This is a genomic window from Psychroserpens sp. BH13MA-6 (genome assembly GCF_052983595.1).
The window spans coordinates 1-19020 of sequence record NZ_JBRJGE010000008.1 but is presented as its reverse complement, the minus strand read 5'-3'; the positions used below and the strand labels follow the sequence as shown (position 1 = coordinate 19020).

General features: G+C 37.1%; 10 protein-coding genes. 8 read left to right on the top strand and 2 right to left on the bottom strand.

The genetic code is table 11. The features are described from left to right. The first annotated feature begins 79 nt into the window (after positions 1-79). The 5 genes from ACU8DI_RS14060 (at position 80) to ACU8DI_RS14040 (ending at position 10642) form a co-directional block, all read left to right on the top strand. Positions 80-5662: an alpha-2-macroglobulin family protein gene (locus ACU8DI_RS14060; RefSeq protein ID WP_447113425.1), complete on the top strand. Its 5583-nt coding sequence runs from the start codon at positions 80-82 to the stop codon at positions 5660-5662. Positions 5663-5665: 3 nt separating this feature from the next. Continuing rightward, a complete protein-coding gene (locus ACU8DI_RS14055) occupies positions 5666-5977 on the top strand; it encodes an antibiotic biosynthesis monooxygenase family protein (protein ID WP_447113424.1) in 312 nt (103 codons plus the stop codon). Continuing rightward, a complete protein-coding gene (pbpC, locus tag ACU8DI_RS14050; protein ID WP_447113423.1) occupies positions 5974-8322 on the top strand; it encodes a penicillin-binding protein 1C in 2349 nt (782 codons plus the stop codon). Before ACU8DI_RS14055 ends, pbpC begins: the two co-directional genes overlap by 4 nt. A 146-nt stretch (positions 8323-8468) precedes the next feature. Beyond that, complete coding sequence (locus ACU8DI_RS14045) at positions 8469-10127, top strand: solute:sodium symporter family transporter (protein WP_447113422.1); 1659 nt, start codon at positions 8469-8471, stop codon at positions 10125-10127. A gap of 80 nt (positions 10128-10207) precedes the next feature. Next, positions 10208-10642 (top strand): hypothetical protein, encoded by a 435-nt coding sequence (locus ACU8DI_RS14040; RefSeq protein WP_447113481.1) that lies wholly within the window; start codon positions 10208-10210, stop codon positions 10640-10642. 68 nt (positions 10643-10710) lie between these two features. Here the strand turns inward: ACU8DI_RS14040 and ACU8DI_RS14035 are convergent, their stop codons facing one another. Then, positions 10711-11775 (bottom strand): endonuclease/exonuclease/phosphatase family protein, encoded by a 1065-nt coding sequence (locus ACU8DI_RS14035; RefSeq protein ID WP_447113421.1) that lies wholly within the window; start codon positions 11773-11775, stop codon positions 10711-10713. Positions 11776-11913: 138 nt separating this feature from the next. On the opposite strand from ACU8DI_RS14035, the gene ACU8DI_RS14030 reads away from it, so the two are divergent. The 3 genes from ACU8DI_RS14030 (at position 11914) to ACU8DI_RS14020 (ending at position 16643) form a co-directional block, all read left to right on the top strand. Next, positions 11914-14766: a carboxypeptidase regulatory-like domain-containing protein gene (locus ACU8DI_RS14030; RefSeq protein WP_447113420.1), complete on the top strand. Its 2853-nt coding sequence runs from the start codon at positions 11914-11916 to the stop codon at positions 14764-14766. A 65-nt stretch (positions 14767-14831) separates the two neighbouring features. After that, positions 14832-16193: a DUF5689 domain-containing protein gene (locus tag ACU8DI_RS14025; protein ID WP_447113419.1), complete on the top strand. Its 1362-nt coding sequence runs from the start codon at positions 14832-14834 to the stop codon at positions 16191-16193. A gap of 69 nt (positions 16194-16262) precedes the next feature. After that, the gene (locus ACU8DI_RS14020; protein ID WP_447113418.1) at positions 16263-16643 is read left to right on the top strand and encodes a hypothetical protein; all 381 of its coding nucleotides are present in this window, start codon (positions 16263-16265) and stop codon (positions 16641-16643) included. A gap of 94 nt (positions 16644-16737) precedes the next feature. On the opposite strand, the gene ACU8DI_RS14015 is transcribed toward ACU8DI_RS14020, so the two are convergent. Further along, the coding region (locus tag ACU8DI_RS14015; protein WP_447113417.1) for a choice-of-anchor L domain-containing protein at positions 16738-19020 on the bottom strand (2283 nt) is incomplete at its 5' end.

Genomic DNA, 19020 nt, shown 5'->3' with positions numbered 1-19020 from the left:
ACGATAGCTTTATAGTATTCAAATATCAAATCGATAGCTTGGACGCATCTTGCAAACCATAACAAAAACAGTCGTAACCATGAAACTAAAACATCTAGTCTTATCCCTTTTGTCCTTACTCATAATTTTTTCTTGCAAGAAAAAGACAACTACTCAGCAAGACACAGACAGCCTGTTCAAATTTAGGGATTACATTAGCTACACGTCTTCAGGGTTACAATCAGTTGCAGAACCCATTACCGTTAATTTAGCGTCTGATGTAGAAGGTTGGGACATGGAACAACAAATAGAAGACGCCCTTATCACTGTGTCACCATACGTGGAAGGAACTTTAAAAGCAGCAAACAAACACACCTTAGTCTTTACTCCGAGCGAACATTTAGATCCTGGGACAGAATATACAGTAACTGTAAAACTTGATAAGATATATCAGGAAATGCCAAAAGATTATGAAGATTATGTGTTCAGTTTTAAAACTATCACGCCTAATTTCAATATCATCACTAACGAATTGCAATCTTATAGCAAAAAGTGGCAATATTTAGAAGCCGTTGTGAAATCTGCTGATGTGATTTCATTAGAAGATGCTAAAAAATTGGTTTCGGTAACTCAAAATAACAAACCTCTAAAATTAGAATTTAAAGGGATCAATACACACGCAAAGTATTTTGAATTTAAGATAGATAGTATTAACCGATTGATAGACGATTCTGATATCATTGTAGAATGGGATGGCACACCAATAAATGCGAGTAATAAAGGTAAGAATACAATTAATATTCCAGGGATCAACAATTTTAAGATTGTAAATGTTGAAGCCTATAAAAGCCCTGAACAATTTCTCTATATAAATTTTTCAGACCCGATTAAAACACAACAAAATTTCGACGGATTAGTGACCATTCAAAATGTGAAAGACCCTAAGTTTGTGGTTGTTGGAAATGTACTGAAGGTCTATCCTGACACGAAATTAGTGGGTCAAATTCAGGTAGATGTATTCCAAGGCATTAAAAACACCGATGGATTCAAACTGAAAAGCCCTTTTTCCGAAGCCATTTCCTTTGAAGAACAAAAACCGCAAGTGCGACTCATCAGTAATGGCACAATTCTTCCAAATTCTAATGACTTAAAATTCAATTTCGAAGCAGTCAACCTCAGTGCGGTAGATGTAAGAGTCATTAAAATTTATGAGGATAATGTGTTACAATTTCTTCAAGACAATCCTTTAAATGGTAATAATGAAAGTGAAATAAAACGGGTAGGTCGTCGCATCGCTAAGCAAACTATTCAACTACAAAGCCCCTCAGAAAACTTCGGGAAATGGAAAGCCTATAGCGTGGATTTATCGAAGTTCTTCAAAGCCGATATAGGCGCCATTTATAGAGTAGAACTTAGCTTTAATAAAAACTACTCTCTCTACGATTGCAGCGCCAATCCTGATCCAAATCTAAACGACAATGATGCGTATGAGGATTACTACTATGAGGAAGATTATTATAACGACGAATTCTCTGATGTGATGACAGAGGACGAAGAGTTAAAAGAGGAAGCGTATTGGGATAACAGGGCTTATAGATATCGTAACTACACCTATAATTGGAGACAGCGTGATAACCCTTGTCATGAGGCCTATTATAACGGAAATAAAATAATCGCTCAAAATTTACTAGCATCTAATTTAGGGGTCATCGTCAAACAAGGCACTAATAACCGTTACTATTTTGCGGTAACAAATATTCTAACAACCAACCCTGAAGGCAATACCAAAATTACCTTATACAATTTCCAACAACAAGAAATTGGTTCTGTGACTACAAATAGTGAAGGCTTAGCGGTCTACAATGCCAATAAACACGCGGCATTTGCCATTGCTACAAAAGGAAACAATAATAGTTATTTGAGGTTAACTGATGGTAACTCACTATCGTTGAGCAAATTTGATGTCTCAGGGAATCATCTACAACGTGGTCTTAAAGGTTATATCTATGGCGAACGTGGTGTTTGGCGACCAGGAGACTCACTCTTCTTAACTTTTATACTGAACGATAAGGCGAATAAACTTCCCAATGGTCATCCTGTAAAAATGGAAATCACAGACCCTAATGGCAAGCTTATTTATAAAAATGTGACGGCAGATCATGTCAATAATTTCTACAAATTTATAGTGCCGACGTCTTCTGAAGGGAAAACAGGTAACTATAATGCTAAAGTTTCTGTAGGTGGCGCTCAATTTTATAAATCCTTGAAAATAGAAACTGTTAAGCCTAACCGACTGAAAATTAAAGTCGATTTTGAACAAGAGATTCTCGCAAGCAATGAACCTATAGATGGAACCATAGACGTCAAATGGCTTCATGGTGCACCTGCGAAACATATCAAAGCAGAAGTTAAAGCAAAATTCAGCACAACTTATACGAGTTTTAATGGTTATAAAGATTACGTATTCACTGATCCATCTAAAAACTTTAACACAGAAGAACTGAATATTTTCGATGGTAACCTCAATGCCGAGGGTAAAGCAACCATCGCAACTAAATTGGATATCGGAAAGAATGCCCCTGGAATGCTGAACGCACAATTTCTAGTTCGCGCATTTGAAAATGGCGGTGATTTCTCATTGGATGCGTTTACAAAAACTTACTCACCTTATTCATCCTATGTTGGATTGCGCTCACCAGAAGGTAATCAATATGGCTCCTATTTTACGGATACGGATCAAACATTCGATGTGGTGGTGGTTGACAAAAATGGAAAAGGCCTCAAACGAGAAGGATTGGAGATCAAAGTATATAAAATTGAATGGCGTTGGTGGTGGAATTCATCATATGATAACCTTTCCAGCTATGTATCGAGTAATTATCACAGACCTGTTTTGGATCAAAAAGTATCTACAAACACGAATGGTAAAACAACATTCACTTTAAAAATTCCTGAGAACGATCGAGGTCGTTACCTCATTCGCGTTTATGATCCCGTGAGTGGACACGCCACAGGTCGTACGGCGTATTTTTATAAAAACTGGTCTGGCATTGCAACAGGTAATGATAAGGAAGCTGCGAAGATGCTCGTTTTTGCTTCAGATAAAGAGAAGTATGATGTTGGTGAAACGGCTACGATTAAATTTCCATCAGGTATGGAAGGTCGTGCCTTAATTAGTATTGAAAACGGCTCTGAAGTGATCGAACATAAATGGGTAAAAACAATGAAGGGAGAAACAAAAGTGACCATTCCTATTACCTCGGAAATGGCGCCTAATGTGTTTATAAATATTTCCTTGCTGCAACCACATGCGATAACAAGTAACGATTTACCGATTCGATTATACGGTGTGATTCCAATAATGGTAGAGGATCCAAAAACCATTTTGGAGCCCGAATTACGCATGGCAAGTGTTTTAAGACCAGAACAAGAATTTGAAATTTTTGTCTCTGAAAAAAACAAGAAACCAATGACCTATACCGTGGCTGTAGTGGAAGAAGGACTTTTGGATCTTACCCGATTTAAAACGCCCAACGCTTGGGATGCGTTTTATGCGCGTGAAGCTCTTGGTGTTAAAACATGGGACATTTTTGATGATGTGATTGGCGCTTATTCAGGCAGTATTGATCAGGTATTCGCGATTGGTGGTGACGGTAGCGCTGCCAAAGGAAAAAACAAAAAAGCCAATCGCTTCAAACCGGTTGTTACCTATTTGGGACCTTTTCAGTTGGAAGCTGGAAAACGGCAATCGCATGTGATAAAAATGCCCAACTATATTGGTGCCGTACGAACTATGATTATCGCAGGTAATCATACATCAGAAGCTTATGGCAGCACAGATAAATCTGTGGAAGTTAAAAAACCATTAATGGTCTTAGCCACTTTACCACGGAAATTGAGCCCTGGAGAAAAAGTGACCTTACCAGTTACAGTCTTTGCAATGGAACCAAAGGTTAAAAATGTGAGCTTAAACTTAAAATTAAGTGACGGTATTTCAGTAGTTGGGAACAAATCGCAGCAATTAACTTTTGAGAGACCAGACGAGCAAATGGCGTATTTCGAATTGGATGTCAGTAAAGCGAAAGGCATTCAAACCGTGGAAGTCATTGCTAGTGGAAACGGTGAAAAATCAACCTACAAAGTAGCATTAGATGTTGTAAATCCGAATCCTTTCACATCCATATATGAGACTACAAAACTAGAGGGAAATGGTGAGCAAAGTTTAACATTCAACACCTTTGGTGTCACTGGCAGTAATAGTGCTACAGTGGAGTTTTCAACCTTGCCACCAATGGATTTTACACGTCGTTTACAGTATCTGATTAGATATCCTCATGGTTGTGTGGAGCAAACAACTTCAGGCGTATTCCCTCAATTATATTTAGCAGATATTTTCGACTTAAAATATGAAAAGAAAAAAGAGATTCAGTCTCATATCGAAAACGGTATTCGTCGCCTCGGAAATTTCCAAAGACCAAATGGTGGCTTAAGCTATTGGATGGGTGAAAATACAGCAAACGATTGGGGCACTAGCTATGCAGGTCATTTTATGATAGAAGCAGAAAAGAAAGGATTTGTACTGCCACTAACATTTAAAAGCAATTGGATAAGTTATCAAAAACAAGCGGCTAGAGATTGGAGACCTACTTATAGCCGTTATAATTCGGATTTAGCACAAGCTTACCGCTTGTATACTCTGGCTTTAGCTGGTAGCCCAGATCTCGCTTCTATGAATAGATTAAGAGAATTTAGTGAACTCTCTAATGAAGCTAAATGGCGCTTAGCGGCAGCCTATGCCTTAGCGGGACAAAAAGAAGCGAGTACACAGATTTCACAATCGGCTAACATCAATTTTGAACCAAGAGCGTCTAATTATTATACCTATGGTTCTGTAGATCGCAACCGAGCTATGGCATTAGAAACCATGATTATTACAAAAAATCCTCAAGCGCAATCTGTTGCTGCATCCATTGCAAAATCATTATCGAGCGACGACTGGATGAGCACTCAAACAACAGCGTACAGCCTTCTAGCGATGGCAAAACTCGTGGAAGCCAATGGTGGAAAGGATATGAATTTTAATTATACCTTCAACGGCAAAACTGAAACCATCACCACTAAAAGTACAATTGCACAGCGTGAGTTACCGGTACAAGACGGTTCCAACACGATACGTATGCAAAACAATGCAGATAACCTTATTTATGTACGTGTATTGAATTCAGGAAAACTCCCTCTTGGCGAAGAATTGGCAGAACAACGCGGTTTAAGTGTTTCAGTCATTTACCAAGATATGAAAGGCAATCGTCTCAATCCATCGGAACTAAAACAAGGACAGGATATTGTCGCCAGAATTAGCGTGAGCAATTTAAAAAATGAATCGGTTAGAGACGTCGCACTTACACAAATATTTCCATCTGGTTGGGAGATTGTCAATACTAGATTTACTGATTTTGGTGATACTACGACTAGTACAGCCAGATATACAGATATAAGAGATGATCGTGTGAATTTTTATTTTGATTTACCTCAGCGAGGGAATCATGACACTAAAGTATTCACAGTCATGTTAAATGCTGCTTATTTAGGTACTTATTACTTACCTGGAACTCAAGTGGAAGCTATGTATGACAACGATTTCTTTGTGAGAAATAAAGGTCGATGGGTTACGATTGAAAAATAAATTATGAAAACAACAAAGCCTTATTACGCCGTCATATTTACATCAAAACACACGAGTCAAATTGATGGTTACGATGAAATGGCCACTCAAATGGAAGCACTAGCACAACGACAAAAAGGGTATTTAGGCATGGAAAGTGCCAGAGATGCTATTGGAATTACGGTAAGCTATTGGGAATCTTTGGAAGCTATTAAACAATGGAAGCAACAAACGGATCATTTGGTGGCACAACAAAAAGGCATTAAGGACTGGTATGCATGGTATAAAGTACGCATTTGTCGTGTGGAGCGCTTCTATAATTTTGAAAGAGAATGACATTTGTCAATTACATAAAAGGTCATAAAAAGCGAACAATCGTTATCATCGTGTTGCTCATTGCTTACGCATTTTGCTTACCTAAGCAACTCTTTGAAGACCCTACATCAACCGTCATAACGAGTGAAAACAATCAACTTTTAGGTGCACAGATTGCTAGCGATGGCCAATGGCGATTTCCTTATAATGATAGCATTCCAGAAAAATTTGAAACCTGCATTGTGCAGTTTGAAGATGCTTATTTTTATGACCATCCAGGTTTCAACCCTATCTCTATTTTTAAAGCGCTCAAGCAGAATTTAAGCTCAGGAGAAGTTCAACGCGGAGGAAGTACCTTAACACAACAAGTTATAAGGCTCTCGCGAAAAGGAACTTCCAGAACTTACTTAGAAAAAGCAAAAGAAATTATTTTAGCAACGCGATTGGAACTGCGGGAATCCAAGAAAGACATCTTGGCCTACTATTGCAGTAATGCCCCTTTTGGTGGCAATGTTATTGGATTAGATGCGGCAGCATGGCGATATTTCAATAGAGATGCGCATCAACTATCTTGGGCAGAAAATGCGACTTTAGCTGTATTGCCTAATGCCCCTAGCCTTATTTATCCTGGTAAAAATCAAGAACGTTTACTAAAGAAACGCAATCGCTTACTTCTGAAACTTTTGAATAACCAAATCATTGACTCGTTGACATATGAGTTATCCATTGCTGAACATTTACCAACTAAACCATATGCTTTACCTCAAATTGCGCCTCATTTACTACAAAAAGTTGCGCAAATCCATAGAGGAGAACGCATTCAAACGACCATTGACTTAACACTTCAAGAACGCGCTAACACTATCGTCCAAAAACATTACAATCTTCTTAAGCAAAATGAAATTCACAATGCAGCGGTATTGGTATTGGATGTTCATTCGAGAAAAGTACTTGCTTACGTTGGCAATACCCCTTCAGATAGAGCACATCAGAAAGATGTAGACATCATCGATAAACCTCGAAGCACAGGTAGTATATTAAAACCATTTCTTTACGCTGCCATGCTAGATTCTGGTGACCTATTACCCAATACTTTGGTAAAAGATATCCCAACGCAATTTGGAAGTTACCATCCGGAAAACTTTAATCAAACCTATGATGGCGTGGTTCCTGCAAGTCATGCCTTGTCACGATCTTTAAATGTTCCTGCCGTTAGAATGCTTCAAGATTTCGGTTTAGATCGTTTTCATGAATATTTGAGTCAATTGCAATTAAAGGATCTAAAATATCATGCAAATCACTATGGCTTATCTTTAATTCTAGGTGGTGCCGAAAGTAATCTATGGGATTTGTGTAAAAGTTACGCGGCTCTTTCTTCAACGCTTAATCATTTTTCTGAAACCTCAAGTGAATATTACAGCAATGAATTTTTAGAACCCGTATTAATGGCTAATACGACGATAGACTTTGGTGAAAAAACAACTCATAAAACACTCTATGATGCTGCTTCAATATATCTGACCTATGAGAGCTTAAAAAAAGTAAATCGCCCACAAGGGGATGAAAGTTGGGAGTTCTATGATAGCGCCAAACAAATTGCTTGGAAAACAGGAACCAGTTTTGGGTTCAGGGATGCATGGGCTATTGGAACCACTAAAGATTTTGTTGTTGGAGTTTGGGTAGGAAATGCTGATGGTGAAGGCAGACCTGGTTTGGTGGGTGTTCAAACCGCAGCTCCTATATTATTCGATGTTTTTGACGTTTTACCTCATAGTGAATGGTTTTCAAAACCTTTTGATGAAATGCAAGAAGTTAGTATCTGCTCAAAAAGTGGTCATCGTGCTTCAATAATTTGTGACGAAACTGAATTAACTTATATTCAGAATAGCGGATTAAAAACGGCACCTTGTCCCTATCATGTTTTAGCCCATGTTGATCCAACCGAAACTTATCAAGTGAATTCATCATGTGAGTCCATAAATGACATCAAACATCAGCCTTGGTTCGTATTAGATCCGATTGAAGCGCATTATTATAAAAACAAAAATCCTTTTTACAAACCACTACCAAAATTACGTTTGGATTGTCAAGGTAATACGCAGTCATCCATGGCCTTTATATATCCTAAAAAAGATAACATCCATTATCTTCCCAGAGACTTTAATGGAAAGACAAACGATATGGTACTCAAAATCGCCCATTCAAAACCAGAATCTAAAGTGTTTTGGTATTTAGATAACACTTATTTAGGGGAAACAAAGGATATTCATGAGTGGGCCATTACACCAACGGTTGGAGAACATATCATTACCGTTGTTGATGAGTATGGCAACGAATCTCAGCGACGCATATCAATATCACTTTAACTAGTGGTTTTATGAATTTGCTAAATATTGCGTAATAATGGGGGAAATCTCCGCTACAAAAACCATACAATCAACTTAAATTAACTGTTTTTTTGTGAATTTAACTACAAATTATATTAATTTACACGTCTAAACTAACTAATATTATGATTGGATTAATTTCTTTTGTCGGATTCACGGCACTTGTAGCTATAATTTCATATTACGCAACACGAAAAACGGATGAGTCGTCTTCTGATGGCTATTTTCTTGGTGGAAGAAGTCTCACTGCTGGTGTGATTGCAGGATCGCTATTATTAACAAATCTATCGACAGAACAGTTAGTCGGCCTCAATGGATCTTCCTTTACTGAAGGAATTTTGGTGATGGCTTGGGAAACTTTAGCAGCCATCGCCATGGTTGTAACAGCGCTCTACTTATTACCGCGATACTTAAAAAGTGGTTTAACTACCATCCCTCAGTTTTTAGCAAATCGATTTGACGTTACCACAAAAACATTGACTTCTGCCTTATTTTTAACAGGATATGTTGTCGTACTATTACCAACAATACTCTATTCTGGATCTTTGGCTATTAGCGGTATGTTTAATGTTCCTGAATTATTAGGTGTATCTGATAATGTCGCATTATGGATTTGTATTTGGGGCATAGGAATCATAGGATCAATTTATGCTGTTTTTGGTGGATTAAAAGCCGTTGCAGTTTCAGATTCAATTAACGCCATCGGCCTGTTAATTGGCGGTGTATTAATTCCAGTTTTTGGATTGATGATTATAGGTGACGGCAGTATTTTTGATGGAATGGCTGCTCTTCAAACTGAAATACCAGAAAAATTTAATTCTATTGGAGACAAAACAGCATCGGTTCCGTTTGCTACAATTTTCACAGGTATGATGTTGGTGCAATTATTTTATTGGGGAACAAATCAACAAATCATCCAACGTGCTTTAGGAGCTAAAAACCTTCAGGAAGGACAAAAAGGACTTTTACTGGGTTCTTTCATCAAAATATTAGGTCCGTTAATTGTTGTGCTCCCAGGAATCATCGCCTATTATATGCATCAAAAGGGCATGTTAGATGTTTCTGCCCCAGATCAGGCTTACGGTGAATTAGTAAAAAAAGTACTTCCTCCTGAACTCATAGGGTTCTTCGCAGCGGTACTCTTTGGTGCAATTCTAAGTTCATTTAACAGTGTTCTTAATAGTTCTGTAACCCTTTTTGGGATAGACATTTATAAGCAACACATTAATCAGGACGCTGATGAAAAAACGACGGTAAAATACGGTAAGTTATTTGGGATCATACTAGCCATTGGCGCGATGCTCATTGCTCCGTTCTTATCTGACTTGGATAGTATTTTTAGTTATTTACAACAGGTGAATGGTATTTATAGCATTCCAATATTGACGATTATTTTTGTCGGATTTGTGACAAAAAAGGTCCCAGCTATTGCTGCCAAAATTGGACTGGTATCTGGCTCTATTTTGTATATTTTGAGTGAGTTCTTCGTAAGACCTTCTCGAATAGACAATGCCCTTGCAGAAGCCGAGGCTGCTGGCATTACCTCTCCTGAAGCACTAAAGATTATAGAAGTTGATGCGTACCCACATTTCTTGCACATCATGGCCATTTTATTTCTCCTGAATGTTGTAATTATGCTCATCATTGGTTATTTCAAACCGAGAGAAGTCGCTTATGAACAACATTTCACGGAAGAAGTGGATATTACACCATGGAAGCATGCTAAGATAGCAGGTTTAGTAATTGTGATCATCGTGATTGGCGTTTACGTGTATTATTCTTAGATGAAATTGTTGCTGAAATGATGACAAGGTAAACCAGTTTAATCATTACCTTTGTTTCACTAATCTTAAAAATATTTATGATGTACGAAGTCGTAAAAATGCTACATTCTTATTGGGCATATCTTGTATTATTAATGCTTGTTATAGCATCTGTTAACGCACTTGTAAAGTTTTTCAGCGGAAAGGAGTTTCACGCTATTGACTTTAGAATTTCATTATTTACTTTAATTGTCACCCATATTCAATTGTTAATTGGTCTCGTCTTATATTTTACGTCACCTTTTGGATTACAAAACATTAGTAATAACGGTATGGGAGGATTGGACTCTTTTTCAAGATTATTAGCGGTAGAACACCCTTTTGTAGGGATTTTAGCCGTAGCAGCTATCACTATTGGTTATTCAAAACATAAAAAGAAATTAACATCAAAACCAAAATTCAAAATGTTAGCCATTTTTTATACGCTAGGCTTAATTCTCGTATTATCGAGAATTCCCTGGAGTAATTGGTTGTAAAAAAACAAAACTAAAAAAGCGTCATTCAATGAATGACGCTTTTTTTATATTCTTCAGTTTTTAAATGACTATTCTACCTCTCTAATAAGGTAAACATACACTGGGAAGTGATCACTAAATCCACCAGTAAATCCAGCGGAAAAACTTCTAAAAGGATAACCTTTCCATCGACCTCTTGGCGTTGTTAAATACACCTTGTTATAGATTCCAGCTTTATAAAACCTAAATGAGGAGTAATCGTCTTTCTCTATCAGTGGTTGTGTGACCATAATTTGATCAAATAAACTCCATGCATCACGATAGGCGGTAGTTCCATAACCTTTCTTTACAAACATATCTTCATAAGGGTTATAAATACCTTTCAATTCTACATCTTCCTTATCAGCCTTTGCTTTTAAAACCTCCTTAACACTGTCATTCGTAGGATCATCATTTAAATCTCCCATGACTAAGATCTTCGCATACGGGTCTTTTGATTGTAGTGAATCAATTAATTGCTTATTCACTTTGGCGGCTGCAACACGTTTAGGTCTGCTACGTGCCTCTCCACCGCTTCTAGACGGCCAGTGATTAACTATTAAATGAATTAATTCACCATCTAACTCACCAGACACTAGAAGCTGATCTCTCGTGTGTTGTCGCTTTCTAGTGTTATCATCATAAATTTTTACCTCATGTGAACTATGGCTGATGGGTCTAAACAACTCCTTTTGATAGAGTAAAGCTACGTCAATACCCCTTACATCTGGAGACTCATAATGAATAATTCCATAGTTTCTAGCCAACAATAATGGATCATTGACAACATCGACAAGCACCTCTCTATTTTCTACCTCGCAAACACCAATAACTGCCGGAGAATTGCCTGTGACATCGGTACCAATATCAGCAATAACTCGTGCCATATTGTGTACTTTTTTTGCATAAACTTCTTCGCGACCGCCTTGCATCTCCATGATAGGACTTCTTTCATCAAACTTAGTAGTATCATCTACTGGGTCAAATAAATTTTCTAAGTTGTAGAATGCCACTGTGTGGACTTTAAAGCGTTTTTCCTTTTCACTATCTTGAGAAAATCCACTGATTGTCAACAAGAAACAAGCAACAACTAAAGAAAAATGTAATGGTTTCATAGTATGTATATTATGTTATCGTTATTATGTTTACAAATGTCGAGCCAAAAGTATGTATTTATTATAAATAATGTAAATTTGCACGCCTTAAATAACTATTATTTAATGCAGAACAATTATTAACAAGTAAGAATAGGCATGAAAAAAAGTTTACTGATTATTTTATTCGGAATTTTCTCTGCGTTTACTGGCTATGCTCAAGAGACCATAGTAAAAGGTAGTGTGCTTGATGGCACTACGGGTGAGCCAATTCCTGATGTAACTATCACTATTGAAGAAACCTTGCAGACCACCTCGACGGATGCAAATGGTGAGTTTCAATTTAAGACGATTGTCCCATTAGGCGAACAAGTCTTAAAAATTGAAAAAGTAGGTTATGTTACCAAACGTTATCCTATTGTTGTAAATGAAGGTCAAACTGTGGATATCAGCGGAATGACCCTCGATTATGACTCTAGTGATAAAAAAGATCTCTTTATCATCTCAATCTCTGATGACAATTTGAACAGTGAAGACGATGGACTCACAGATAACGTATCTGGTTTATTGCAATCGTCAAGAGATGTATTTTTAAATGCTGCTGCTTTTGATTTTAGTAGCACGTTTTTTAGACCTCGTGGTTTAGACAACGCCAATGGTAAGGTGCTTATCAATGGTGTAGAAATGAACAAACAATTTAATGGAAGACCACAATGGGGAAACTGGGGTGGATTAAATGATGTACAGCGTAATCAAGAATTTACAATGGGTATGTCTGCTAATGACTACACCTTTGGTGATTTAGCAGGTACCAATAATATCATCATGAGAGCTTCTAAATATAGAAAAGGAGGCCGTGTATCTTACGCGAGCGCCAACAGAAGCTACACTGGTAGAATCATGGGAAGTTATAACTCAGGATTATTAAAAGGAGGCTGGTCTTATTCTGTGCTTGCTTCACGTCGTTATGGTGATGAAGGTTTTGTAGATGGAACACTCTATGATTCTAATTCATTTTTTGCTGCCGTTGAAAAACAAATCAACGAAAAGCACAGTATTAACTTTACCTCTATATACGCACAGAACCGACGTGGTCGTTCAACAGCAATCACACAAGAAGTTTTTGAACTTAAAGGACGAGAATACAACCCATTTTGGGGAGAGCAGAACGGTGAAATCAGAAACTCTAGAACAAGAGATATAGAAGAACCTATCTTAATGTTAAACCATTTTTGGGACATCTCAACCAAAACAAGATTAAATACGAATGTGGCTTATCAATTTGGTAAAATTGGAAACACGAGAATAGATAATGGTGGAACGCGCTTAGTTAATTTTAATGGAAGTGCAGCCTATATTGGTGGTGCTAGAAACCCTGATCCAGCTTACTACCAAAACTTACCTAGTTACCAACTAAGATTTGATAACCCAACGGCCTTTAACTATGAGCAAGCTTATTTAGCTGAGCAAAACTTCAGAAATGACGGGCAGTTAGACTGGGATGCTCTATACTTAGGTAACGCCATAGTGAGAGCGCAAGGAGGTAATTCAATTTATGCGATACAAGAAGACAGAAATGATGATACACAGATCACTGTGAATACCATTTTTGATACCGAATTAACTGAACGTATTAAATTAAATGCTTCATTAAGTTATAGAAATTTAAAAAGTGAAAACTTCGCAGAACTTAAAGATCTTTTAGGAGGTACAGGTTTCCTAGATGTTGACTTCTTTGCAGAAGAAACAGATCCTGATTCTACGATTGGACTAGAAGCCATCGCACAAAGTGATGTCAATAATCCTAACCGAATTGTTCAAGAAGGTGATCGTTATAAATACAATTATATAATTGATGCGAACGTCATCTCTGGATTCGCTCAAGCTCAGTTTAACTATAACAAAGTCGATTTCTACTTAGGAGCCAACCTCTCTCAAACAACGTATCAAAGAAATGGTCTTTATGAAAATGGAAATTTCTTAGGTTCGCAATCGTTCGGGAAAAGTGAAAAATTGGATTTCTCAAATTATGGTGTTAAAGCTGGTGCGACCTACAAAATAACTGGAAGACACTTAGTTGACATTAACGGTAGTTACTTTACTAAAGCGCCTACCATTAGAAATTCGTTTAGCAATGCAAGACAAAACAATAACATTGTAACAGGCCTTGAAAGTGAGCAAATCCAATCAGTAGATGTGAGCTATATTTTTAGATCACCGATTGTCAAAGCTAGATTAACAGGTTTTTATGCAGGGTTTGAAAACGGAACGGACATCGGATTTTATTTTACAGAAGATTTAGCAGGTCTAGGGTTAGATACAGGTGATGCTTTTGTTCAAGAAGTCATGACGAATATTGAAAAACGTCATATTGGAGCAGAATTGGGTATCGAAGCACAAGTAACACCAACAATTAAATTGAAAGCCGCTGCGTCTGTTGGTCAGTATACGTTTAATAACAATCCTAATTTGTACTTAACAAGTGATGATTTTGATGGAGAGTTGACATTTGGAGACGGTACAACTAACTTAAAAGACTTGCATGTTGCTGGAGGACCTGAGCGTGCTTATCAAGTAGGCTTTGAATATCGTGACCCTGATTATTGGAATATTGGAATTACATCTAACTTCTTCTCTAACGCTTATGTTGATGCAAGTGGTTTAAGACGTTCTTCAAATTTCACGACAGCTTTTGATGGTCAACCTATTACTGACTACGACGAAACCGTTGCTAGAGAATTATTGCAACAAGAACAATTTGACAGTTATATGTTAGTAAATGTTGTAGGTGGAAAATCATGGAAAATTAACGATTATTTCATCGGTTTCTTCGCTACAATTAATAATGTCTTTAATGAAACTTACAGAACTGGTGGTTTTGAGCAATCAAGATTAGCAACTTATGATAGAGTTTTAGAAGACAAATCAAGAGCGAATGGTGAAGTATTTGGTTCCAGATACTTCTTCGGCTATGGTACAACTTACTATTTAAATGTGTATCTTAGGTTTTAAAAAAAAGCTAAAAAATAAATTTTACAATTTCGACCTAAGTTAAAAGGTCACAAAAAAAAGAAAAAATGAAAACAATTAAATTTAACAAAATCATGCTACTTGCGGTGAGTTTAGTAGTATTTAGTGCTTGTGTTCAAGATGATGATTTTGAAACACCAAATACAGTAAATGCAACAGTTGTTGACTTTCCTGAAGAACAAAAAGTAAGTATCAGTTCCGTTTTAGGAGCTTATTATCAAGAAGGTGAACCAATGACATTAGAATACAATTCTGACAGATACATGGAGGGCTATGTCGTTTCTAGTGACGAAGGTGGTAACTTCTATAAACAATTAGTGTTACAAGATGCTCCTGAAAATCCAACAGCGGCTATCGTAGTACAGATTGATATCAACCCTGTATTTACACGCTTTGAATTTGGACGTAAAGTATTTATCAAATTAAACGGACTTTCTGTAGCTGAAGATAACGGTGTTGTTCAATTAGGTCGTTTAGATGGTGATGAGTTAAACAGAATTGCGAGTTCTTTGGTTCCTGAGCATGTCTTAAGATCTGAGGAAATTGCAACCATTGTTCCTAAAGAAGTGAGTATTGGTGAATTCTCAAATGCCTTGGAAAGTCAATATATCAGACTTACTAATATGCAATTCAGAGAAGATCAAGTTGGTATGACGTTCGCATCAGAAAGTGGTGATAGCTTTGATGGTGAGCGTGTCTTAGAAAACTGTTTAGGATCTAGTGTGATTTTAAGTACGAGTACATTCTCCGACTTTAAAGCGCTTACATTACCTGATAATAGAGGTAGTGTTGATGGTATTTTGACTCGTGATTTCTTTGATGACTTTTATACCATTTATTTAAATACTCCAGAGGCTATCAACTTTGATAACCCAGACCCATGTCCAGAGCCATTAATCTCGGCGAATTTCAACGATGTGACGGATAATACAAATTTTGACGTAGACGGTTGGTTGAATATTGCACAAGCAGGTTCTGAATTTTGGACAGAACAAGTATACCAAGGAAATGGATACGCTGAATTCTCTGCTTTCGGAACTAATGAATCTAGTAATATTGGTTGGTTAATTTCACCTCCAATGGATTTAGATGCTGAAGATGGTGAGGTGTTATCATTCCAAACTGAACACGCTTATCCAGATGCTGGTCATGATGCATTAAAGGTATATATCTCTACTGATTTTGATGGAACTGAAGCTAACGTAGGTAATGCTACTTGGGAGGAATTAGATTTCACATCGAGTTTAGAAGTTGATTTTGAAGAGTGGTTTACTTGGGCAGATTCTGGTGCTATTGACTTATCATCATACTCAGGTACAGGTTATATCGCTTTTGTATATACAGGTAGTGATAACAGTAATTTAAACACGACAATTCATGTCGATAATGTCTTTGTTACTGTTCAATAATCTTCTGAAATAAAAATAAAAAAACCACATCTTTAACGATGTGGTTTTTTTATCTCTAAACACCATGTTATGACCACATTTGATTTGCTATTTTTTAACGTATTTCAGTATTACAAGCCTATCTATAAAAAGAAAGCCAATAATATAGCCTTATTCTATATTTCAGGACTTCAGTGCAGTCTTTTATTGCTCTCAGGAATAGTGGTCGCTTTATTTCTCAATGAAATGAACTCTGTAACCATGTCCTCGGAAAAGGCTTGGGCCCTTTTCATTATAGCAGCTCTTTTTATTTGCTTTAAGAATTGGATCCAATATAGCGGTAAGAAACGAAAGGTACTTAATGCCACCCGAAATAGTAAAGTAAAACCTGCGTTCTACAATATTTGGTTACTTTGGAGCTTGCTAGTAAGCTGTATTGTTCTATCAATCATTTTACTATTGGCATTTTAATACGATTATAAACAGAATATTTACTGATACTATAAATACAAAAAAAGCCTCTAACAACAGTTGTTAGAGGCTTTTTACATTTATGGTTGATTAATTATTGCAATCTTTGGATGTATACCCAAGCACTTCTCTGCTTGCCATCCTCATATTCCATAGTGTAGAAATAAGTTCCTACCGGTAATTCATCTCCATCGTTGGATTGACCATGCCATTCATCCGTATAATTTCTTTTAGAATATACTAATGTTCCTAGTCTATTGAATATTTCCAATTTACTCACATTGTAACTACTTAAATCAAAAGTATCGTTCATACCATCACCATTTGGCGAAATACCTTGAGGTATCACACAAGTTTCAAGTTCAATAACGGTCTGCGTTGTAATACTTGAACAACCAGTATCGTTGAAAATTACTTCTATTTCATAATCACCTGCTAATAACACTGGTAATGTTAATCCGTTCTCACCAGAGATTAAGACACCATCCAAGTACCAATTAATGGATACCTCAGAAGTATTATAATTCACTGGTGTCGCTTCAATAATAATTGGCACCGTTGCATTCGGACAAACTTCATATTCAAAATCGGTCGTAAACGTGGTTTCAGGTTCGATACCAAGTACCAATTGGAAACTTGTTGTGTCTGAGCAACCAGTGGTGTTATCAACTACCAACGCATACACCGTTTGTGGATCTGAAATACTGGTGTATGGACTAGATAATGGGTTATCGCCATTATCTGCATCGGCTTGTGTTAAATGATAAGTCACTGTATAATTTGACACATCATCAACATCCGCTAAAATTGGAAGATCATTATCTGTCAATTCAAATACAGCAGTCTGATTACCTATGGAACAACCTACTAAATCAGGAGGTGTGGCCGCAATATTTGGCAAAGGTAAAAACTCAACCACAATTTCATCAGAAATGATACATGATGGCGAGAAAATAATTTGCGTCGTATAGGTACCTGCTTCAGTTACAACCAACGAATTTGTAGTTTCTCCAGGAATTGCAAATCCATCTTTAAACCACACGTGGTCGACTGAAGGCGCTTGTGTTGACAACACAATTTGCTCTCCTATACAAGCAGCTGTACCAGCCTCAATAGTAATATCTTCACCTAATTCTACTTCACCAATGTCAAAACTACCTGCTTTCAAGAATACCCCTGAATCCAAAGCAGTATCACTTGCGTCTGCTATAACCAATTTAATATGATAAGTTTCTCCAATATTTACGTTTGAAAAAGCGGTAAATACGGTTGTTCTACCATCAAAAGAGATTGGAGGAAGGTCCTGTGGTGTATAACCACCAAAGTATTCCTCATTAATCGCTGGACATCCAGGGTTTTCTGGGTGTATATTAGTGACAAGAATTGGTGTTGTTGTTCCAGGTAAAACGGCCAAATTGGTTGTTACGCCATTCTCATCTGTTAATAAGAACGCAAAGGCATCTGAGAACGTACACTCAAAAGTACCTCCAGTACTTCCATTATATTCTTCGGAAGCCATTAAGAAATCAAAACTGATTTCATCCGATAATGGCACAAAATCAAACTCAATGATGGATGCGTTATTGGAGGTAATTCCAACGGCAGCATCTAATTCAGCATCTCCAGGCCAACCAAATCCACCATCACTCATGGCGTTAAAGTTTGGACCAGATGCAAGACTCGCGTCACCAGATGTTAGTAAAATACCTTCATCAAATGGGAAGCTATTCGCGTCTGCTGAGAAATAGCCGATACCATTGACATCACCAAAATTAGTTCCAGTTGAGAACTCGATATTAGTAATCTGTGCACAAGGGCTATCAATTAAGACATCCACCACTAATTCTTCTATCGTATAAGTTGTTTGATCTACAGAAACATTACCTGTTCCTGGTCTTATACATAAATCAAATGTATAATTTTCCGGATTACTTCCTTCAGAAAATACTCTGATATAATAGGTGTTACCTACTGTTAATGAAGGTGTAATACTTGCCGTAGCATCAGAACAATACAATTCCACAAGTGCATCACAAGCACCTTCATAAACCGCATGGTTGATATTAAAGGCTCCTGCCGAAATATTAGTTAATTGAATAATTTCAAATTCATCCAACGCTGTAAATTCATACCAGATATCATCATCCGGATTTCCTGCGCAAGTTCCACTAGGAACACCAGAATCCGTAGCTTCCAATAATGTACCTGGCGTTGTAATTGTACAACTATCATCGGCATTGACACCTGCTACAGTTGCATTACACGGATTGTCATTTTCAGGTGGACAAGCCAATAGTTGTATCGGGCTACTATTAATCACACAATTCACATCTTGGTCATTGCTCACAGTCACTACAACATCTACTAAAAATGGGAA